This window comes from Streptomyces sp. WY228 (genome assembly GCF_019287315.1).
Lineage (GTDB): Bacteria > Actinomycetota > Actinomycetes > Streptomycetales > Streptomycetaceae > Streptomyces > Streptomyces caviscabies.
In genome coordinates this window covers 1479635-1500431 of sequence record NZ_CP079114.1, presented here as the reverse complement: position 1 = coordinate 1500431, position 20797 = coordinate 1479635, and the positions used below count along the sequence as shown (strand labels likewise).

Genomic DNA, 20797 nt, shown 5'->3' with positions numbered 1-20797 from the left:
ACGGCATCACCCGCCCCGGACCGGCCCACCGCTCGGGACGGACCAGGTCAGGCGATCACTCCGTCCCGGCGCAGCACCGATGTCTGCTCGTCCGTCATCCCCAGGGCTCGCAGCAGCGCATCGGTGTGTTCCCCCAGCGCCGGAACGGCACCCATCCGCGCCTCCTCGCTCCCCGGCAGCGTGATCGGCGGCAGCAGCGCCCGCAACGGCCCCACCGGTGACTCCACTTCCCGCCACCGGTCCCGTGCCGCGAGCTGCGGATGCACCGCCACATCGGCCACCGTGTTCAGCCGCGCGCAGGCGATGCCCGCCGCCTCCAGAGCGGCCAGCGCCTCACGCCCCGTCAGACCCGCCAGTGCCCGGCCCACCACCGCATCGGTCCGCGCCCGGTTCGCGGTGCGTGCCGCGTTCGTCGCGAAGTCCGGATCCTCGGCCAACTCGGGCCGTCCGAGCACCTGTTCCGCCAGCCGCCGCCACTCCCGGTCGTTCTGCACGGAGAGCAGAACCTGCTCGCCGTCGGCCGTGGGGAACGCGTCGTACGGCGCGATCACCGAGTGCGCGAGACCGGTACGCGCCGGGGGAGCGGAGCCGTGCATCCCCTGGTGCAGCGGGTGGCCCATCCACTCGGCCAGCGCGTCCAGCATGGAGACCTCCACCGGTCCGCCCCGCCCGGTGGCGCCCCGTCGCAGCAGCGCCGCGAGCACCCCGGAGAACGCGTACATCGCCGCCGCGATGTCCGCCGCCGGAACGCCCGCCTTCACCGGCCGCTCCGCCGTCCCGGTCACCGAGACCAGCCCCGCCTCGCACTGCACGAGCATGTCGTAGGCCCGCTTGTGCGCGTACGGCCCCTCCGCCCCGTAGCCGGAGATGTCGACCGCCACCAGACGCGGGTGCGCCGCGCAGAGCGAGGCGGCGTCCAGCCCCAGCCGGGCCGCCGCCCCCTGGGCCAGGTTCTGCACGAAGACATCGGCACCGGCGACGAGTTCACGGACCACCGCCAGTCCGCGCGGGTCCTTCAGATCGACGGCGAGGGACTCCTTGCCCCGGTTGCACCAGACGAAGTGCGAGGCGAGACCGCGCGCCGCCGTGTCGTAACCGCGCGCGAAGTCGCCGCCGTCCGGGCGCTCCACCTTGATGACCCTGGCCCCGAGGTCGGCGAGCTGACGGGTGGCGAAGGGGGCGGCGACCGCCTGCTCGACGGCCACCACGGTGATGCCGTCGAGGGGGAGTGGCATGGAGTTCATGACCCCGTGCATACCCGCTGACCGGCGCTTTCGCCACTTCCTGTGGTCCGGACCGCCGCTCACGGCAGCGCGAGTCCTCCTCCGGCCGCCGCTACAGCAGCGCGAACTGCCCCTCCGGGCCCTCCTCCTGGTGTCCGAGGACGGATGCCGGATGCCGTGCGGAGGACGGGACCGGCAGCACCCCGGCCGCCCGCAGCTCGGCCGGACCGATCAGCGGACCCGCCGCCAGCGCGGCCCGCAGCTCCTCGCGGGGCCCCGCCGTGCCGTCCAGCAGGGCGAGTACGGTGATGAGTTCGAGCAGCTCCGAGGTCCACTCCCGGGGCCAGCCGCGCGCACCGGCCGCGTCCAGGCCGCCCGGCGCCGCCCCCTCCGGCACCCGGCCCGCCGCCGCTGCCGTCCGGCGCCCGAACCAGAGTTCCAGCACCCGTACCCCGCCCACCGTGAACTCCCAGGCCGTCGCGGGCACCGGTGAGATCCGGCCGTCGCCGACGACCAGCGCCTCGTCCCCGGCGTCGTACGACAGCTCCGTGGGCCGGGCCGGGAGCGCCGCCCGTACATAGGGCCTGCGCCCGCCCGGCAGCCGGGGCCGCTCCCCGCCCCGGGCCCCGCGCGACTGGAGCCGCAGCAGCTCCCGGCCGAGCGCCACTCCCGACGACCACACCTCCGCGTCGGCCGGCAACGGGACCCGGAGACCGGTGGCAGCGGGCCGGGCGGCGGCCAGGATCCAGGCCAGCACCGCTTCCGGGGCGAACGCGTCCGGGTCCGTCCCGCCGCCGAGCCGCCCGCGCAGCAGCTCGGGGAGCCCCGGCGCGAGGTTGGGTTCCGTGCCGCCGGGCCTGCGGTACAGCGGCCTGATCCGGCCGGGCCGCCCGGCGGGGGAGTGCCCGTCGGGCAGCAGCGCGGTCACGGACAGGGCGGGCCCGGAGTCCTCGGGGGCGCAGCTGTGTTCCACCGCGAAGAGCTGCTGCTCGTCGGCGACCCGCCACAGCTCCGGACGGGCCGCGTCGATCAGCCGGTGGTCGGGCAGCAGCCACTGTTCGTCGTAGGGGCCGTGCAGGATCCGTACGGGGTCGGGGCAGGGTCCGGGAGTCCGGGCGAAGCGGGCCGTGCCGGTCGACTGGCCGGGCAGGGCCGCGACCGAGGTGTGCGGTGTACGGGAGCGGGTGGGCGCGAACAGCCGCTCCTGCTCGGCGGCGTCCGCGGCGGCCAGCCGTTCCCAGCGGGCCCGGAGCGCCACCGGGTCGGGGCCGCTCACCCAGGCGCGGCCGGTTCGCAGCGGCCGCACCGACCACGGCATCAGCTCGTCCAGCGGCACGAACGCGTCGAGCGGCGAGGACTCCGTGTCCCCGCCGGATCCGGCCGCCGCCGTCCTGCGCGCTGCCACCGAGTCGTCCCCCTGTCCCGTGTCCCGTTTCCCCTGTCCGCCGTGGCGCTCTCGCATCGTAACGGCGGGCGGCGGCCCCGTGGGGCGGGGTCAGTGGGCCTCCACCGTCACGGAGAAGGAGAACCGGTCGCCCCGGTAGCGGATCCGGGCCACGTCCACCACCTGCCCCTCCGCGTCGTACGTCACGCCCGTGTAGTGCAGGATCGGGCTGAGCAGCGGGACCTGGAGCAGCTCGGCGGTCACGGGGTCGGCGAGCCGGGCCTCCACCGTGTCGGTGATCCGGGAGATCCGCACCCCGACGACATCGCGCAGAACCTTCGTCATCGGCCAGCGTTCGAGGTCGGCCACGTCGATCCGGGCGGCGATGTCGGGACGTACCGCGTTCTCCGCCCAGTTGGTGGGCTCGTCGCTCTCCCCGTCGCGGCGCAGCCGGCGGTAGCAGGTCACCTCGGAGCAGTCCGGGAAGAACTCGGCGAGATCGCCGGGCACCGCCGTCGGACCGTGTCCGAGCACGGTCGTCGCCTCCCCGGACTGCTGGGCCACGATCGCGTCGACCGAGCCCAGCAGCCGCACCGGGGAGACCCGCCGGGCGCGCGGCTCGATGAAGGTGCCGCGCCGCCGGTGCCGGCTGATCAGCCCTTCCGTCTCCAGCTCCTTGAGCGCCTGGCGCATGGTGAGCACGCTGACACCGTAGTGCGCGGCGAGCTGCTCCTCGGTGGGCAGCCGGGCGGAGGCGTCCTGCGGGCGGCCCAGTATGGAGGCCCGCAGGGACTGGGAGACCTGGTACCAGAGCGGCAGCTTCCGGTTCAGGACGAGCGAGTCGGGGGCGAAGGCGGGCGGCCGGCACGGCTGCTCCACAGCGTGGTCCGCCCCGGCCTGTCCGTGGCTCTCTGTCACGTCGTCCCCGTCCCGTACCCGTATCCTCCGGCCCTTCCGCCGCCTATGGCCGGAAGTTGCGGCTCAGACCCTGCCACACGTCGTCGTAGCCGCGCTGCAGATGGCCGGCGCCGGCCGCCTGCGCGGTCGCCGTGACCGGCCAGCGGGTCTCGAACATGAAGGCCAGACCGTCGTCGATCTTCTGCGGCTTCAGCTCCGCCGCGCTGGCCCGGTCGAAGGTCTCCCGGTCCGGTCCGTGCGCCGACATCATGTTGTGCAGGGAGCCGCCGCCGGGCACGAAGCCGTCCGCCTTCGCGTCGTACGCCCCGTCGATCAGCCCCATGTACTCGCTCATCACATTGCGGTGGAAGTACGGCGGGCGGAAGGTGTCCTCGCCGACCAGCCAGCGCGGCGCGAAGACGACGAAGTCCACCCCGGCCAGCCCCGGTGTGTCGGACGGCGAGGTCAGCACCGTGAAGATCGACGGGTCGGGGTGGTCGTAGCTGATCGTGCCGATCACATTGAACCGGCGCAGGTCGTAGACGTACGGGGTGTGGTTGCCGTGCCAGGCCACCACATCGAGCGGCGAGTGGTCGTACGTCGCCGACCAGAGGTTCCCGCAGAACTTGTTGACCACCTCCACCGGGCCCTCGTGGTCCTCGTACGCGGCGACCGGGGCGAGGAAGTCCCGGGCGTTCGCCAGACCGTTGGCGCCGATCGGGCCGAGGTCGGGCAGCGCGAACGGGCGGCCGTAGTTCTCGCAGACGTAACCGCGCGCGGTCTCCTCCAGCAGCTCCACCCGGAAGCGGACGCCGCGCGGGATCAGCGCGACATGGCCCGGGTCGGCCCGCAGCAGGCCCAGCTCGGTGCGGAGCAGCAGTCCGCCGCGCTCCGGGACGATCAGCAGCTCGCCGTCCGAGTCGCTGAACACGCGGTCCGTCATCGAGGCGTTGGCGCTGTAGAGGTGGATCGCCATCCCGGCGCGCTGGGTGGTGTCGCCGTTGCCGCCGAGCGTCCACAGACCGCTCAGGAAGTCCGTGCCGGGCGCGGGGTCGGGCAGCGGATTCCAGCGCAGCCGGTTCGGGTCCGGCACGGTCTCGGTGAACGGCGCCGAGCGCAGGCCCCCGTTGTCGGTCCGGGTGAACGCCGGGTGGGCGGCCGAGGGGCGGATCCGGTAGAGCCAGGAGCGGCGGTTGTCCGCGCGCGGCTCGGTGAAGGCGGAGCCGCTCAGCTGCTCCGCGTACAGCCCGAGCGGGGCGCGCTGGGGGGAGTTGCGGCCGTGCGGCAGCGCCCCGGGCACCGCCTCCGAGCTGTGCTCGTTGCCGAAGCCGGAGGAATACGTCAGCCCCTCGGCCGTCTTCCTCGCCTGGTCGATCGCGCTCATCCCGCACTCCCGGTGCCCAAGAAAGCCCTCGGACCCGCCGGACGACGAATCCTATGCACCACCGTAGGAATAGGGGCGGGGCACGTCAACGGCATACATCGCGCCATTCGTGGCGGGTGCGGCGTCGTGCGAGCCCGCTGTGACGCGTCCGCAGGGGCGTCCGCCGGGCATCTGCCGTTCGCCGGGCGGCGGGGGCACGGCATCATGGGGCCCGTGCCTCAGCCCCCTGTCACCCCGAACCTCCGTCGCGCCCCCGTGCAGCAGCGCAGCGCCGACCGCCTGGCCCGGATACTCGACTCCTGCGCCGGTCTCCTCGACGAGACCGGCTACGAGCAGCTCACCACCCGGGCCGTCGCCGAGCGCGCCGAAGTGCCCATCGGCTCCGTCTACCGCTTCTTCTCCAACAAGCGCGCGCTCGTCGACGCCCTCGCGCTGCGCAACCTGGACACCTACGCCGACCGCATCACCGCCCGGCTCGCGGACCTTCCCGCCGACGACTGGCGCGCCGCCATCGACGCGGTGCTCGACGAGTACCTGGCGATGAAGCGGAGCGTCCCCGGGTTCGCGCTCGTCGACTTCGGGCCGCCGTTTCCCGCCGAGGGCGCGGCGGACGACGCCAACCGGCGGCTGGCGGACCGGCTCGCCGTGCTGCTCGCCGGTCACCTCGGCCGCCGGGCCGACGAGAGGATGTCCCGGGCGATCCTGGTGAGCGTGGAGGCCGCGGACGCGCTGCTGCAGCTCGCCTTCCGTACGGAGCCGACGGGGGACGCGGCCATCGTCGCCGAGACCCGGACCCTGGTCAGGTCCTACCTCGCCCACACGCTCGACTGAGCGACGGCCTCCCGCACTTCCTTCTCCTCCGCTCTCCTCCGCTCTCCTTCGTGCGACACCTCCCCGCCGTGCGTACTGGTCGGTATGCTCGGCCGGGCCGGGGCTTCCAGCCCGCCCGGCCCATGTCCGTGTGCCGTCGCCGCAGCCGCCCCGGGGAGGGCCCATGTCCCACGACTCCCGCACCGCACCGCGTATCTGCCCCCTCTGCGAGGCCACCTGCGGCCTCACCCTCACCATCGAGGGCACCACCGTCACCGGTGCGCGCGGAGACCGCGACGACATCTTCAGCAAAGGCTTCATCTGCCCCAAGGGCGCCTCCTTCGGCGGGCTCGACGCCGACCCCGACCGGCTGCGCGTCCCCCTCGTGCGCGGCGACGACGGGGAGCTGCGCGAGGCGACCTGGGGCGAGGCGTTCGACCGGATCGCCGCACGGATACCGGACCTGGTGACGGCCCACGGCCCGCAGGCCGTCGGCGTGGTCCTCGGCAACCCCAACGTGCACACGATGGCCGGCTCCCTCTACCCGCCCCTGCTGCTCGCCGCCCTGCGCACCCGTAACGTCTTCACCGCCAGCACCCTGGACCAGATGCCCAAGCACGTCTCCAGCGGCCTGCTCTTCGGCGACGCGCACGCCATCCCCGTACCGGATCTCGACCGCACCGGCCATCTCCTCCTGATCGGCGCCAACCCACTGGAGTCCAACGGCAGTCTCTGCACCGCCCCCGACTTCCCCGGCCGGCTCAAGGCCCTGCGCCGGCGCGGCGGCACCCTCACCGTCATCGACCCGCGCCGCACCCGTACCGCCCGGCTCGCCGACCGGCACGTCGCGATCCGGCCCGGTGCGGACGCCCTGCTGCTGGCCGCCCTCGCGCACACCCTCATCGCGGAGAAGCTCGCCGACCCCGGGCCGCTCGCCGAGCACCTGGAAGGCCTCGACGAACTCGCCGTCGCCCTCGCGGACTTCACCCCGGACGCGGTCGCTGCCGCCTGTGACGTGGACGCGGACACCATCACCGCCATCGCCCGTGAACTCGCCGCCGCCCCCACCGCCGCCGTCTACGGGCGCATCGGCAGCTGCACCGTCGAGCACGGCACCCTCGCCAGCTGGCTGGTGGACGTCCTCAACATCCTCACCGGCAACCTCGACCGGCCCGGCGGCGCCCTCTTCCCGCTCTCCGCCACGGCCCGCCCGCCACGTCCCGCCGCCCCCGGCAAGGGCTTCGCGCTCGGCCGCTGGGCGAGCCGGGTCTCCGGGCATCCCGAGGCCAAGGGCGAACTCCCCATCGCCGCCCTCGCCGAGGAGATCGACACCCCGGGCGAGGACCGTATCCGCGCCCTGGTGGTCATCGCGGCCAACCCCGTGCTCTCCGCGCCCGACGGCGACCGGCTCGACGCGGCACTCACCGACGGGCTCGACTTCATGGTCAGCGTCGACCCGTATCTCAACGAGACCTCCCGGCACGCCGATGTCGTCCTGCCCCCGCCGCCGCCCTCGCAGAGCGCCCACTTCGACTTCGCGTTCAACAGCTTCGCCGTGCACAACCAGGTCCGCTACACCCGCGCCGCCGTGCCCCTGGAGGACGGGCGGCTGGACGAGAGCGAGATCCACGCGCGGCTGATCCTCGCGGTGAGCGGCCTGCACGGCGCGCCGCCCTCCGCCGTGGACGACCTGGCCGTCGACGCCGCCCTCACCCGGGCCGGAGCCCCGAAGGAACGGGCCGCCGAACTCACCGGCGAGAACGGCCCCGAACGGCGACTGGACCTGATGCTGCGCCTCGGCCCGTACGGGCTGACCCTGGAGCGGCTCCTCGCCCACCCGCACGGCATCGACCTCGGCCCGCTGAAGCCCCGGGTCCCCGAAGTGCTGCGCACCCGCTCCGGCCGGATCGAACTGCTCCCGGAGCCGATCGCCGCCGATCTGCCGCGGCTGCGCCGGGCGCTGGGCGACCGCCCCGCCCCGCTCGTCCTCGTCGGCCGCCGCCATCTGCGCTCCAACAACAGCTGGATGCACAACGTCGGTTCGCTCACCGGCGGGTCCAACGTCTGCACCCTCCAGATCCACCCCGACGACGCGGCCCGCCTCGGACTCGTGGACGGGGCCACCGCCCGCATCGAGTCGTCGGGCGGCGGCATCGAAGCCCCGACCGAGATCACCGACACCGTGCGCAGCGGGGTGGTGAGCCTGCCGCACGGCTGGGGCCACAACCGCCCCGGCACCCGGATGTCGGTCGCCGCCGCCGACCCCGGGGCGAACGTGAACCAGCTGCTCGACGGCACACTCCTGGACCCGCTGTCCGGCACGGCGGTCCTGAACGCCATCCCGGTCTCCATCACCCCAGCTCACTAGCACCACCGCGCTGACCTGGGGTTTTGCTCTTATTGCTCACAGGTCAACATCTTGTTAACGCTGCGAGAAGGCCCCTAACGTCATCCGGACCGACCGCCGAGACCGGTGGGAGTTCAAGGATGAACGTTAGGTATCCCCCATGCTGACAATCCTCGGCTTCGCCATGATCGCGACCTTCCTGGTCCTGATCATGACGAAGAAGATGTCGCCGATCGCGGCGCTGGTACTGATCCCCGCACTGTTCTGTGTCGCCGTCGGACAGGGAGCGCAGCTCGGCGACTACGTCATCGAAGGCGTCGGCAACCTCGCCCCCACCGCCGCCATGCTGATGTTCGCCATCGTCTACTTCGGCGTGATGATCGACGTCGGCCTCTTCGACCCGATCGTGCGGGGCATCCTGCGGTTCTGCAAAGCCGACCCGATGCGCATCGTCGTCGGTACGGCGGTGCTCGCCGCGATCGTCTCGCTGGACGGCGACGGCTCCACCACCTTCATGATCACCGTCTCGGCGATGTATCCCCTCTACAAACGCCTGAAGATGAGCCTGGTCGTGATGACCGGTGTCGCGGCCACCGCCAACGGCGTCATGAACACCCTGCCCTGGGGCGGCCCCACCGCCCGCGCGGCCACCGCCCTCAAGCTGGACGCCTCCGAGATCTTCGTGCCGATGATCCCGGCGCTGGCCATGGGGCTGCTCGCCGTGTTCGTGCTGGCGTACGTGCTGGGCCGCCGGGAGCGCAAGCGTCTGGGCATGCTCACCCTCGACGAGGCGCTGGCCCGGGAGCCGGAGCCGGAGACCGTGTCCGCCGGCGTCGGCGGCGCCGGAGCCACCGGTGGCGAGGACCGCCTCCGCAAGGGCTCCGCGGCCTCGGCAGGCGGTACGGGCACGGACGCAGGGGCGGGTACGGGTGCCGGAGCCGATGCCGCAGACGGCGACGGGGACGAAGAGTTCCAGGGCCTCGACCCGAACCGGTCCACGCTCCGCCCGAAGCTCTACTGGTTCAACGCCGGTCTCACCGCCGCCCTCCTGACGGCGATGATCATGGAACTGATGCCGATCCCGGTGCTCTTCCTGCTCGGCGCGGCCCTCGCGCTCACCGTCAACTTCCCCCACATGCCCGACCAGCGGGCCCGGATCGCCGCGCACGCCGACAACGTCCTCAACGTCTCCGGCATGGTCTTCGCCGCCGCCGTCTTCACCGGAGTCCTCACCGGCACCGGCATGGTCGAGCACATGGCCGACTGGGTGGTCGGCGCGGTCCCCGACGCGATGGGCCCGCACATGGCCATCGTCACCGGCGTGCTCAGCCTGCCGCTCACCTACTTCATGTCCAACGACGGCTTCTACTTCGGCGTCCTCCCGGTCCTCGCCGAGGCGGGCGCGGCCCACGGCGTCTCGCCGCTGGAGATCGCCCGCGCCTCGCTGGCCGGTCAGGCCCTGCACATGTCCTCGCCGCTCGTGCCCGCCGTGTACGTCCTCGTCGGCATGGCGAAGGTCGAGTTCGGCGACCACACCCGCTTCACCGTCAAGTGGGCCGTCCTCACCTCGCTCGTGGTGCTCGCGGCGGGCATCCTCTTCGGCATCATGTGATGACCGTCCGACCGCGAACCGGGCCCGGCCGGGGCTGGCTGCTGCGCCTCGTCATCGCCTTCGCCTTCGCGCAGGGGGCGGTGTCGATGGCACGGCCCGCCGTCTCCTACCGGGCCCTCGCGCTGGGCGCGGACGAGGCGGCCGTCGGCGTCATCGCCGGGGTCTACGCCCTGCTTCCGCTGTTCGTCGCCGTGCCGCTCGGCCGCCGCACCGACCACGGCCGCTGCGCGCCCCTGCTGCCGCTCGGCGTCCTCCTGATCTCCGGCGGCTGCGCGCTCAGCGGGGTCGTCTCCTCGCTGCCCGCGATGGCCGCCTGGAGCGGGGTGATGGGACTGGGCCACCTGTGCTTCGTGATCGGCGCGCAGTCGATCGTGGCCCGGCAGTCCGCGCCCGACGAACAGGACCGCAACTTCGGGCACTTCACCATCGGCGCCTCGCTCGGCCAGCTCATCGGCCCGATCGCGGCCGGTGCGCTGATCTCGGCCGACAGCGGTGCGCTGGGCCGTACGAGCGCCCTCGCGCTCCTCGTGTCGGCGGGGGTCTGCGCGGTCGCCCTCACCTCGCTCTGGCGCATCGAGCACCGCCGGGCCACCGGCTCCGGCCCGGCCCCCGGCCACAAGGTCCCGGTCCGGGCGATCCTGGGCGCGCGCGGCGTCCCGGCGGGCATCTTCATCAGCATGGCGGTGCTGTCCGCCACCGACATCCTCACCGCCTACCTGCCGGTCGTCGGCGAACACCGCTCCATCGCACCGGCCACCGTCGGACTGCTGCTCAGCCTGCGGGCCGCCGCCACGATCGCCTGCCGGCTGGTGATGACACCGCTGCTGCGGCTGCTGGGCCGCCGCGCACTGCTGACCACCAGCTGTCTGCTCGCCGGGCTCCTCTGCGCGGGCGTCGCCCTGCCCGTGTCCGTCCCGGTCCTTGCGGTCATGCTGGCGGTCCTCGGCTTCTGCCTCGGCGTCGGCCAGCCGCTGTCCATGACCACCGTGGTCCGGGCGGCCCCCGCCCAGGCCCGGTCCACCGCGCTCGCCCTGCGGCTGACCGGCAACCGGCTCGGCCAGGTCGCCGCCCCCGCCGCGGCGGGCCTGATCGCGGGCGCGGTGGGGGTGGCGGCCCCGTTCGCGCTGCTCGGCGTGCTGTTGCTCGGCGCGGCGGGACTCGGACTGCGCGGCGAGGCCCGTACGAAGCCGGCCCGGGCCGCCGCGGACCCGGCGCCCGCCCCCGTACCGCCAAACCCGGGACCCGTACCGCCAAACCCGGGACCCGTACCGCCGGACCCGGCACCCGTACCGCCGGACCCGGCACCCGTACCGCCGGCCGTCCGGGACACGACCGAATCCTCCGGCTGACCGACCCCGTACGCCCCAACCTTCGCGCGAGTCATTCCCACACCCCGCCCGGTGGGCTAGCTTCCACACAGCCGCTCCCCACCGCGATGCCACCACTTCCCTCCGGGCGGACCTTCATGACGCGCGCGATCTCCCTGCACCAAGTCAGCAAGAGCTACGGCCGGGACCGGCGGGCCGTCGACCGGTTCACGCTCTCCATCGATCCGGGCGAGTTCGTCGTCCTGCTCGGCCCCTCCGGCTGCGGCAAGTCCACCGTGCTGCGCATGATCGCGGGCCTGGAGGAGATCACCGAGGGCGAACTGCTCCTCGACGGGGAGTACGCCAACCACGCCCCGCCACGCGAACGCGGCATGGCGATGGTGTTCCAGAACTTCGCGCTCTACCCGAGCATGACCAACCGGGCCAACATCGGTTTCCCCCTGAAGCTGGAGAACCCCCGCGAGGACACCACCGCGCGGGTCGAAGCCACCGCCCGGATGCTCGGGATCGAGCACGTCCTCGACCGCTACCCGGCCCAGCTCTCCGGCGGCGAACGCCAGCGGGTCGCGATGGGCCGGGCCATCTCCCGCCGCCCCTCCGTGTTCCTGATGGACGAACCGCTCTCCAACCTCGACGCGAAGCTGCGCAGCCATCTGCGCGCCGAGATCGCCCTGCTCACCAGGGAACTGGGCGTCACCACCGTCTATGTGACGCATGATCAGGCCGAGGCGATGTCCCTCGGCGACCGGGTGGCCGTACTGCGCGGCGGAGTCCTCCAGCAGGTCGGTACGCCGCGCGAGGTCTACGCCCTGCCGGACAACGTGTTCGTGGCCGCCTTCATCGGCACCCCGCGCATCAACCTCCTCCAGGCCGTCGTGCACGCCCCGTTGGAGGGTCGGATGTCGATCGACCTCGGCCGTCAGCGGCTCGCCCTGCCCGAACCCCTCAGCCCCGACCACCAGTTGCTCCGGATCCAGCAGGGCCGGCGGATCATCGTGGGGCTGCGCTCCGAGGCGGTCCGGATCGCCCCGCCCAGCCAGGCCCGGCCCGGGGAGGTCGCCCTCAGCGGCATCGTCGAGCACGTCGAGTACCAGGGGCACGAGGCGCTGGTCCACCTCAGGACCGGTTCGCGGCCCGCCGTCGTGCCGGACCTCGAATCCGCCCGGCCCCGGGCGATGCCGCGCCGCCGCCGGGCCGCGGCGGGCGGCGGAGGCGGGGTCGGCGTCCTGGAACGGCTCAGAGGGCGGGCGGCCGGCCGCATCAGCGGCCCGGTCGTCACCCTCGACGAACCGGCCGAGGACCCCACCGGGATCCAGGGCCCCGACCGCCCCGCCACCCCCTCCGGCGACCTGGTCGTGCGCACCGGCCCCGACATGCGGCTGCGGACCGGGGGACAGGTGCCGCTGCTGGTGGACCTGGCCCATCTGTACGTCTTCGACCACTACGGCCGCCGCATCTGCCCGCTGCCCCACGACGTTCCCGGGCTGGAAGACACTCCTTAGGGGGTTGCTCGGTCCTGTTCAGCGGCCGGTCGAGCCGTCGATCAGTTCGCGGAGGATGTCCGCGTGACCCGCGTGGCGGCCGGTCTCCTCGATCATGTGCGTGAGCGCCCAACGGGCACTGGGAGAAGGGCCGTTCGGTCGCGCGTGCGGCACCGGTGAGCCGAGGTCGGCGCAGGTGTCGAGGACGTCGTTCGCCTCCGCGACCGCCTTCCGGTAGCGGGCGACGACCTCGGCCGCGCCGTCCTCGGGAGCGGCACGGAAGGTCCCCGGCCAGTCGGCGACCGACTCCCCGAGGAAGGTGGACCGCTCGACGAAGGTCAGATGGTGGAGCAGGCCGAGCAGATTCGTGCCCGAGGGCACCCCGGCGGTGCGGACCTCCGGCTCCGGGGCGCCCTCGACCTTCGCGGCGATCGAGGCGCGTACGTAGTCGAGGAAGCCGCGCAGCACCTCGATCTCGCTGCCGCCGGTCCGTGGCGGCGGGGTGTCCCGGCGGCGGGAACGTCGGCGGGGGCGGGGCGCGGCGGTCATGGTGTCTCCTCAGTGGCCGGTCAGCCGGTCAGCCGGCTGGTCGGTCGGGGCGCTCGGGCGGTCGGCCGGTTGGTCGGTCGGTCGGGCGGTCCGGATGCGCGGGCTCGCCCCAGTCTTGCCCCGGCGGCCGTCGCCAGGGCAAGGCCTCATGCCGTTCCGGCAACCCGGCCGGGCGGGTTCGCGCGCGCAGGGGTGTGCGCGTCCGGCGTGACCGGAGTCTCGGAAGGCTCCCTGGCGCCGGAAAACTAACGGCGCTAGTTTGGGCGGGTGCGACGTGTGCCCGCGCCGCACGGCTTCGGCGCTCCGCACAGCACGTCCGGGAGGAAACAGCCATGCAGGCCCATGACCAGATGTACATCGACGGCGCCTGGCGGCCCGCCGCCGGCCAGGACACGATCGCGGTCGTGAACCCGGCCGACGAGCAGGTCATCGCCTATGTGCCGGCGGGAACCGCCGAGGACGTCGACGCGGCGGTACGGGCCGCGCGCGCCGCCTTCCCCGCCTGGGCCGCGACCCCGCCCGCCGAGCGGGCCGCCCGGCTCACCGCGCTCGCCGACGCGCTGGCCGCCCGCAAGGACGAGCTGGCCGCGACGATCACGGCCGAGCTGGGCTCGCCGCTGCCGCTGTCGCAGATGGTCCACGCGGGCGTGCCCGTGCTGGTGGCCGCCTCGTACGCCGAACTGGCCGCCCGCCACACCTTCGAGGAGCGCATCGGCAACTCCACCGTGCTGCTGGAGCCGGTCGGCGTGGTCGGCGCGATCACCCCCTGGAACTACCCGCTCCACCAGATCGTCGCCAAGGTCGCCCCCGCGCTCGCCGCGGGCTGCACCGTCGTCCTCAAGCCCGCCGAGGACACCCCGCTGACCGCCCAGCTCTTCGCGGAGGCCACCGAGGCGGCCGGTCTGCCGCCCGGGGTCTTCAACCTGGTCACCGGCCTCGGACCGGTCGCTGGACAGGCGCTCGCCGCCCACGAGGGTGTCGACCTGGTCTCCTTCACCGGCTCCACCGCCGTCGGCCGGAAGATCGGCGCCACCGCCGGGGCCGCGATCAAGCGCGTCGCCCTGGAGCTGGGCGGCAAGTCCGCCAATGTGATCCTGCCCGGTGCGGATCTCGCCAAGGCGGTCAACGTCGGCATCGCCAACGTGATGACCAACTCCGGCCAGACGTGCAGCGCCTGGACCCGGATGCTGGTGGACGCGGAGCGGTACGACGAGGCCGTGGAGCTCGCGGCGAACGCCGTCACCAAGTACGTACCCGGCGAACGGGTCGGACCGCTCGTCAACGCCAAGCAGCAGGACCGGGTGCGCGGCTACATCGCCAAGGGCGTCGAGGAGGGCGCCCGGCTGATCGCGGGCGGCCCGGACGCGCCGCTGGAGACCGGCTACTACGTCAGCCCGACCGTCTTCGCCGACGTCACCCCGGACATGACGATCGCCCAGGAGGAGATCTTCGGCCCGGTGGTCTCGATCCTGCGGTACGAGGACGTCGACGACGCGCTCCGGATCGCCAACGACACCGTGTACGGGCTCGCCGGGGCCGTGTGGGCGGCCGACGACGAGGAGGCGGTGGCCTTCGCCCGCCGGATGGACACCGGGCAGGTCGACATCAACGGCGGACGGTTCAACCCGCTGGCGCCGTTCGGCGGTTACAAGCAGTCGGGGGTGGGGCGCGAGCTGGGGCCGCACGGTCTGGCGGAGTACCTCCAGACCAAGTCGCTCCAGTTCTGACCCCCCGTAGCCCTTTCCCCTTCCCCGTAAGGAGCCTGTTCGTGGTCCGCGCCGCCGTACTGCCCGCCGTCGGAGCTCCGCTGGAGATCACCGACATCGTCCTGCCGGAGCCCGGCCCCGGCCAGGTGCGCATCGCGCTCGCCGCGGCGGGGGTCTGCCACTCCGACCTGTCCCTGTCCAACGGCACCATGCGCGTCCCGGTGCCCGCCGTCCTCGGCCACGAGGGAGCGGGTACGGTCCTGGCGGTCGGCGAGGGCGTCACCCAGGTCGCGCCCGGCGACGGCGTGGTCCTCAACTGGGCGCCCTCCTGCGGCTCCTGCTTCCACTGCGGCATCGGCGAGGTCTGGCTCTGCGCCGACGCGCTGAAGGGCACCGCCAACCGCCACGCCCGTACCGCGGACGGTACCGACCTCCACCCCGGCCTCAACGTCGCGGCGTTCGCGGAGGAGACCGTCGTCGCCGCCAACTGCGTGCTGCCCGCGCCCGACGGCATCCCGCTCACCGACGCCGCCCTCCTCGGCTGCGCGGTCCTGACCGGCTACGGCGCGATCCACCACAGCGCCCGGGTCCGCGAGGGCGAGAGTGTCGTCGTCTTCGGCATCGGCGGCGTCGGCCTCGCCGTGCTCCAGGCCGCCCGGATCGCCGGAGCGTCCCGGATCATCGCGGTCGACGTCTCCCCGGCCAAGGAGGAGCTGGCCCGGCAGGCGGGGGCCACCGACTACGTCATCGCCTCCGCCACCACCCCGCGCGAGATCCGCAAACTGACCGGCGGCCAGGGCACGGACGTCGCGGTCGAGTGCGTCGGCCGCCCCGCGACCATCCGGGCCGCCTGGGAGTCCACCCGGCGCGGCGGGCGCACCACGGTGGTCGGCATCGGCGGCAAGGACCAGGACGTCACCTTCAACGCCCTGGAGATCTTCCACTGGGGCCGGTCGCTCACGGGCTGCGTGTACGGCAACAGCGACCCGGCCCGCGATCTGCCCGCCCTCGCCGACCACATCCGCGCGGGCCGCTTCGACCTGTCGATGATGGTCACCGAACGCATCGCCCTGGACGGCATCCCCGCCGCCTTCGACAACATGATCGCGGGCAAGGGCGGCCGGGCGCTGGTGGTGTTCCAGAACGCCGCTAGTAGTCCGTCGTCCGGGAGGTCGAGCTGACGGGCCCGAGCAGCCGGGCGTCCATCTCGCCCTCCTCGAACAGCCGGGAGGCCGGGCCCACGATCAGCGGGTCCGGCTTCCCGACCACCTCCGGGTCCTTGCCCGGGTAGTCGAAGCGGTCCAGCACATGCCGCATCGCCTCCAGCCGGGCCCGCTTCTTGTCGTTGCTCTTCACCACCGTCCACGGCGCGTCCGCCGTGTCGGTGTGGAAGAGCATCAGCTCCTTGGCCTCCGTGTACGCGTCCCACTTGTCCAGCGAGGCCAGGTCGACCGGGCTCAGCTTCCACCGTCGTACGGGGTCGATCTGCCGGATCATGAACCGGTTGCGCTGCTCGTTGCGGGAGACGGAGAACCAGAACTTCACCAGGTGGATGCCGTCCCGGGCGAGCATCCGCTCGAAGCCCGGCGCCTGGTGCATGAACTCCAGGTACTCGCGGGTCGTGCAGAACCCCATCACCCGTTCCACGCCCGCCCGGTTGTACCAGGAGCGGTCGAACAGCACGATCTCCCCGGCGCTCGGCAGATGCGCCGTGTAGCGCTGGAAGTACCACTGGGTGCGCTCGCGCTCGGTCGGCTTCTCCAGCGCCACCACCCGGGCGCCGCGCGGATTGAGATGCTCGGTGAACCGCTTGATCGTGCCGCCCTTGCCCGCCGCGTCCCGGCCCTCGAAGAGGATCACCAGCCGTTCGTCGCGCTCCTTCACCCAGTGCTGGAGCTTCAGCAGCTCGATCTGGAGCGCCCGCTTGGCCTTGTCGTAGTCGCGGCGGCGCAGCTTGCGGTCGTAGGGGTAGTCCTCGCGCCAGGCGTCGCGGGCGTGGCCCTTCGGCGTCACGAGGACCGGATCGTCGTCCCCGCTGTCGACCACACCGAACCCGTCCAGATACGGCCCGCCGTAACGGGCCGCCCGCCCCGCCTCCTCGCGGTCGGCCTTCTCGGACCTCTCGGCCTTCTTACGGTCGCCCTGCGCTCCGGTCCTCCGTGTCATGACGGCTTCCCTCCACCGGCCCAGCGGGATTTCCGCGTGTGGGCCCAGTCTGCTGACGGCTCCGGGAGACCGCCACCCCGACCAGGCAGAGCAGCCCGCCGAGGACCCCGAGCAGGGTCGGCACCTCGTCCAGCAGCAGCCACGCCATGAGCACCACCAGCGCCGGAACGGCGTACGTGGTGGCGCCCATCCGGCCCGCGGTGGTCCGGGCCAGGGCGTAGCCCCAGGTGGTGAAGGCCAGCGCGGTCGGGAAGACGCCCAGGTAGATCATGTTCAGCGTGGCGGACATGGGGGCGTCGGCCGCCTCGGAGACCAGCACCCCGGTGAACGGCAGGCAGGCGACGGCGCCGATCAGGCAGCCGAAGGTGTTGATCTGCAGCGAGGAACCGTACGCGAGCGCCGGCTTCTGGCTGACCACGCCCAGCGCGTACGCCACGGCGGCCAGCAGGCACAGTGCCACGCCCAGCACGGAGGAGCTGCCGTGCCCGGACATCGCGAGGCCGACGACGACCGCGCCCGAGAACGAGATGCCCATGCCCAGCAGCAGGCGGCGCGGCAGTCCCTCGCCGAGCATGCGGGCGCCCATCAGGGCCATCAGGATCGGCCCGATGTTCACCAGCATCGCCGCCGTCCCGGCGTCGACCTCCTGCTCGCCCCAGTTGAGCGCCACCATGTAGAGCCCGAACCAGAGCACGCCGGAGGTGACGATCCCGCGCCAGGCGCCGCGCCCGGGCAGCCCCTCCCGCCGTACGAGGAGGATCGCCCCGAGCACGAGCGTGCCCGCCAGGAGCCGGCCCAGGGCGAGGGCGCCGGGGGAGTAGGACTCGCCGGCGCTGCGGATGGAGACGAAGGCGGAGGCCCACAGCACGACGGTGGTGCAGGCTGCGGCGGTGGCCCGCCAGGGGTGGGCCGGTGGGGAGGCCGGAAGCGGTGTCGGGGTCGTCGTCATGGCCACGACCGTAAAGCCGAAACGCTTCGCCCCCCACCGAATTGTCAACCCCCGTCAATCGACGCCCGTCCGCCGCGCATGGACGGAACCGTGCCCCTTCAAGCCCGTCCGGCGATTGAGGACGGAACCGGTGCTTGGGGTGGGCGGCACCCTTGCTTCCCGGACACGGAGGGGTCGCCCGGGACCACCGCCACGGTTCCGTCCTCAAACGCCGGACGGGCTGGGTGGGCGCCGGTCGTCGAGGGAGCCCGGGGCGATGTCCAGGAGGTCCGACAGCGCCCCCACCCCCGCCGGAGTAGCCCGCACCGCCCTCCCCGACCCCACCCGCTCGCACCACCCCACCGCCAGCACATGCGCGCACAGCGCCGCCCCCGCCGCCCCCGCGAGGTGGGGCCGCCGTTCCGTCCAGTCCAGGCAGCCCCGGGCCAGGGGGCGTCGGGCCGAGCGGTCCAGGGGGATGCCCAGGGCGGCGAACCACTCCAGGCCCGCCTCGGTCAGCGCGAACCCGGTGTCCTGCCGCAGCAGCCCCCGTACCGTCATCGCCTCGGTGATCCGGATGCCGAGCCGTCCGGCGAGATGGTCGTAACAGGTACGCCCCCGGGCCAGCGCACTGCTGATGCTCGCCGCCCGCAGCGAACGCGGCCGCTCCGGCGCGTCGGGCGCCGCGTGCGAGGCCAGTTCCTCCACCAGGTGCGCGGCCCGCTCGTCGGCCAGCCGGACATAGCGGTGACGGCCCTGCCGCTCCTGGGCCAGCAGCCCGCCCGCGACCAGCCGCCCCAGGTGCTCGCTGGCGGTGGATGGGGCGACGGAGGCGTACCGGGCCAGCTCACCGGCGGTCCAGGCCCGCCCGTCGAGCAGGGCCAGGCAGAAGGAGGCGCGGGTCTCGTCCGCGAGGAGGGCGGCCAGTGCGGCGAGCCGCGGGGCCGCCGCGTCGTGCGGCCGGGGGCGCTGTCGCGGGGAACGGTCCATACGTCCAGGGTGCGTCAGGGACGGTTCGGCGCCGGCCGAACCGTCGCCGCGCCGTCGCCCACCGGCCGCGCGTACTGCTCGTACTGGAGCGCCAGCCCGTCCAGCAGCGCCCGCAGCCCGGTCTCGAAGGCCCCTTCGTCGACCTGGCTGCGGTGGTCGGCCAGCAGATGGGCCTGGCCGAGGTGCGGGTAGTCGGCGGGGTCGTAGGCCGTCTCGTCGTCCACGAAGCCCCCGGCGAACGACCCCAGCGCCGAACCGGTGATGAAGTAGCGCATCAGCGCCCCGATCCGGGTCGCCTGGGCGGGCGGCCAGCCCGCTCCGGTCATCGCCCCGAACACCGCGTCGGCGACCCGCAGCCCCGCCGGCCGGCGGCCCGGCCCCCGGGCCAGCACCGGGACGATGTGCGGGTGCGCGGCGAGCGCGGCCCGGTAGGACAGGGCCCAGTCGTGCAGGGCCGCGCGCCAGTCGCGCGGGTCCGACTCCTCGAACATCGACAGATCGACCTGTACGGAGACCGCGTCGGCGACGGCGTCGAGGATCTCCTCCTTGTTGCGGAAGTGGTTGTAGAGCGAGGGCCCGCTGACCCCCAGCACGGCCGCCAGGCGACGGGTGGAGACGGCGTCGAGCCCCTCGGAGTCCACGAGTGCGCTCGCCGCCTCGACGATGCGGTCTCTGCTGAGGAGGGGCTTGCGCGGTCGGGCCATGCGGCTCATAGTAGGGCCTGCGAACCAGAAACTAGCAGTGCTAATTAAAGTGCGCCCGAGCGGCGCTCAGGAGAGGCAGTGGGTGGCGCACGATGGACCTGACGCTGAGCGAGGAGCAGGAAGCCGTCCGGAAGCTGGCCGAGGACTTCGTCGCCCGCGAGGTCGCCCCCCATGTCGTCGCATGGGACCGGTCCGAGAATGTCGACAGGTCGATCGTCGGTAAGCTCGGCGCCCTCGGCTTCCTCGGTCTCACCGTCCCCGAGGAGTACGGCGGCTCCGGCGGCGACCACCTGTCCTACTGCCTGGTCACCGAGGAGCTGGGGCGCGGCGACTCCTCCGTGCGCGGCATCGTCTCCGTGTCGCTCGGGCTGGTGGCCAAGACCATCGCGTCCTGGGGCGACGAGGAGCAGAAGCGGTCCTGGCTGCCCCGGCTCACCTCCGGCGAGGCGATCGGCTGCTTCGGCCTCACCGAGCCCGGCACCGGCTCGGACGCCGGGAACCTCGCCACCAGGGCCGTCCGCGACGGCGGAGACTACGTCGTCAACGGCACCAAGATGTTCATCACCAACGGCACCTGGGCCGATGTCGTCCTGCTCTTCGCGCGCACGAACGACACCCCCGGCCACCGGGGCGTCTCCGCCTTCCTCGTCCCCACCGACGCCCCGGGCCTCACCCGCCGCACCGTCCACGGCAAGCTCGGACTGCGCGGCCAGGCCACCGCCGAACTGGTCCTCCAGGACGTCCGGATACCGGCGTCCGCCCTGCTCGGGCCCGAGGGCAAGGGCTTCTCCATCGCCATGTCCGCCCTCGCCAAGGGGCGGATGTCGGTCGCGGCGGGCTGCGTCGGCATCGCCCAGGCCGCCCTGGACGCGGCCGTGCGCTACGCCGGCGAGCGCGAGCAGTTCGGAAAGCCCATCGCCCGCCACCAGCTCGTCCAGGAACTGCTCAGCGACATCGCCGTGGACGTGGACGCCGCCCGGCTGCTCACCTGGCGGGTCGCCGATCTGATCGACCGGGGTCAGGAGTTCGCCACCGCCGCCTCCACGGCCAAGCTGTACGCCTCCGAGGCCGCCGTCCGCTGCGCCAACAACGCCCTCCAGGTCTTCGGCGGCTACGGCTACATCGACGAGTACCCGGTCGGCAAGCTGCTGCGCGACGCCCGGGTGATGACGCTCTACGAGGGCACCAGCCAGATCCAGAAGCTGATCATCGGCCGCGCGCTGACGGGCGTCTCCGCGTTCTGACCCGGCGCCGGGACCGTTCCGGCCGGAGTGCGGGCCCGTACCGC

At 73.3% G+C, this 20797-nt stretch carries 17 protein-coding genes; 8 read left to right on the top strand and 9 right to left on the bottom strand.

Annotated features, from left to right (window positions below; all coding sequences use genetic code 11):
• Nucleotides 1–47: 47 nt before the first annotated feature.
• The 4 genes from KV381_RS06300 to hmgA all read right to left on the bottom strand — a co-directional run bounded on the left by KV381_RS06300 (nucleotide 48) and on the right by hmgA (nucleotide 4888).
• On the bottom strand, nucleotides 48–1244 hold the full coding sequence (locus KV381_RS06300) for a CaiB/BaiF CoA-transferase family protein (RefSeq protein WP_218784842.1): 1197 nt from the start codon (nucleotides 1242–1244) through the stop codon (nucleotides 48–50).
• Nucleotides 1245–1335: 91 nt separating this feature from the next.
• Complete coding sequence (locus tag KV381_RS06295) at nucleotides 1336–2628, bottom strand: type ISP restriction/modification enzyme (protein WP_218784840.1); 1293 nt, start codon at nucleotides 2626–2628, stop codon at nucleotides 1336–1338.
• A gap of 90 nt (nucleotides 2629–2718) precedes the next feature.
• Nucleotides 2719–3525, bottom strand: a complete 807-nt coding sequence (locus KV381_RS06290) for a GntR family transcriptional regulator (protein ID WP_030085711.1) — start codon at nucleotides 3523–3525, stop codon at nucleotides 2719–2721.
• Nucleotides 3526–3568: 43 nt separating this feature from the next.
• Nucleotides 3569–4888 carry a homogentisate 1,2-dioxygenase gene (gene hmgA / locus KV381_RS06285; RefSeq protein WP_030085709.1) on the bottom strand — a complete coding sequence of 440 codons (1320 nt, stop codon included), beginning with the start codon at nucleotides 4886–4888 and terminating at the stop codon, nucleotides 3569–3571.
• A 204-nt stretch (nucleotides 4889–5092) separates the two neighbouring features.
• Here hmgA and KV381_RS06280 point away from each other — a divergent pair, with 204 nt between their 5' ends.
• The 5 genes from KV381_RS06280 to KV381_RS06260 all read left to right on the top strand — a co-directional run bounded on the left by KV381_RS06280 (nucleotide 5093) and on the right by KV381_RS06260 (nucleotide 12487).
• The gene (locus KV381_RS06280; protein WP_030631088.1) at nucleotides 5093–5719 is read left to right on the top strand and encodes a TetR/AcrR family transcriptional regulator; all 627 of its coding nucleotides are present in this window, start codon (nucleotides 5093–5095) and stop codon (nucleotides 5717–5719) included.
• A 163-nt stretch (nucleotides 5720–5882) separates the two neighbouring features.
• A complete protein-coding gene (locus KV381_RS06275; RefSeq protein WP_218784838.1) occupies nucleotides 5883–8066 on the top strand; it encodes a molybdopterin-dependent oxidoreductase in 2184 nt (727 codons plus the stop codon).
• A gap of 139 nt (nucleotides 8067–8205) precedes the next feature.
• Nucleotides 8206–9657, top strand: coding sequence for a CitMHS family transporter (locus KV381_RS06270; RefSeq protein ID WP_103538745.1), 1452 nt, complete (start codon nucleotides 8206–8208; stop codon nucleotides 9655–9657).
• Nucleotides 9657–11006, top strand: a complete 1350-nt coding sequence (locus KV381_RS06265) for an MFS transporter (RefSeq protein WP_103538746.1) — start codon at nucleotides 9657–9659, stop codon at nucleotides 11004–11006. Before KV381_RS06270 ends, KV381_RS06265 begins: the two co-directional genes overlap by 1 nt.
• Before the next feature lie 116 nt (nucleotides 11007–11122).
• Nucleotides 11123–12487, top strand: a complete 1365-nt coding sequence (locus KV381_RS06260; RefSeq protein ID WP_193464466.1) for an ABC transporter ATP-binding protein — start codon at nucleotides 11123–11125, stop codon at nucleotides 12485–12487.
• An 18-nt stretch (nucleotides 12488–12505) separates the two neighbouring features.
• On the opposite strand, the gene KV381_RS06255 is transcribed toward KV381_RS06260, so the two are convergent.
• A complete protein-coding gene (locus KV381_RS06255; protein WP_218784836.1) occupies nucleotides 12506–13015 on the bottom strand; it encodes a DinB family protein in 510 nt (169 codons plus the stop codon).
• Between the two features lie 332 nt (nucleotides 13016–13347).
• Between KV381_RS06255 and KV381_RS06250 the strand changes: the two genes are divergently transcribed.
• A complete protein-coding gene (locus tag KV381_RS06250) occupies nucleotides 13348–14742 on the top strand; it encodes an aldehyde dehydrogenase family protein (protein WP_218784834.1) in 1395 nt (464 codons plus the stop codon).
• Between the two features lie 41 nt (nucleotides 14743–14783).
• Nucleotides 14784–15902 (top strand): Zn-dependent alcohol dehydrogenase, encoded by a 1119-nt coding sequence (locus tag KV381_RS06245; protein WP_050504994.1) that lies wholly within the window; start codon nucleotides 14784–14786, stop codon nucleotides 15900–15902.
• Here the strand turns inward: KV381_RS06245 and ppk2 are convergent.
• From ppk2 to KV381_RS06225, 4 genes are all read right to left on the bottom strand, one after another.
• On the bottom strand, nucleotides 15871–16887 hold the full coding sequence (ppk2, locus tag KV381_RS06240) for a polyphosphate kinase 2 (protein ID WP_218784832.1): 1017 nt from the start codon (nucleotides 16885–16887) through the stop codon (nucleotides 15871–15873). The genes KV381_RS06245 and ppk2 overlap by 32 nt on opposite strands.
• Nucleotides 16853–17836 (bottom strand): DMT family transporter, encoded by a 984-nt coding sequence (locus tag KV381_RS06235; protein ID WP_218784830.1) that lies wholly within the window; start codon nucleotides 17834–17836, stop codon nucleotides 16853–16855. The genes ppk2 and KV381_RS06235 overlap by 35 nt, the downstream gene beginning before the upstream one ends.
• A 204-nt stretch (nucleotides 17837–18040) precedes the next feature.
• Nucleotides 18041–18805, bottom strand: a complete 765-nt coding sequence (locus tag KV381_RS06230; protein WP_218784828.1) for a helix-turn-helix transcriptional regulator — start codon at nucleotides 18803–18805, stop codon at nucleotides 18041–18043.
• 14 nt (nucleotides 18806–18819) lie between these two features.
• Complete coding sequence (locus KV381_RS06225; protein WP_030085684.1) at nucleotides 18820–19509, bottom strand: TetR/AcrR family transcriptional regulator; 690 nt, start codon at nucleotides 19507–19509, stop codon at nucleotides 18820–18822.
• Between the two features lie 92 nt (nucleotides 19510–19601).
• Here KV381_RS06225 and KV381_RS06220 point away from each other — a divergent pair, with 92 nt between their 5' ends.
• Nucleotides 19602–20753 carry an acyl-CoA dehydrogenase family protein gene (locus tag KV381_RS06220; protein ID WP_218784826.1) on the top strand — a complete coding sequence of 384 codons (1152 nt, stop codon included), beginning with the start codon at nucleotides 19602–19604 and terminating at the stop codon, nucleotides 20751–20753.
• Nucleotides 20754–20797 lie beyond the last annotated feature (44 nt).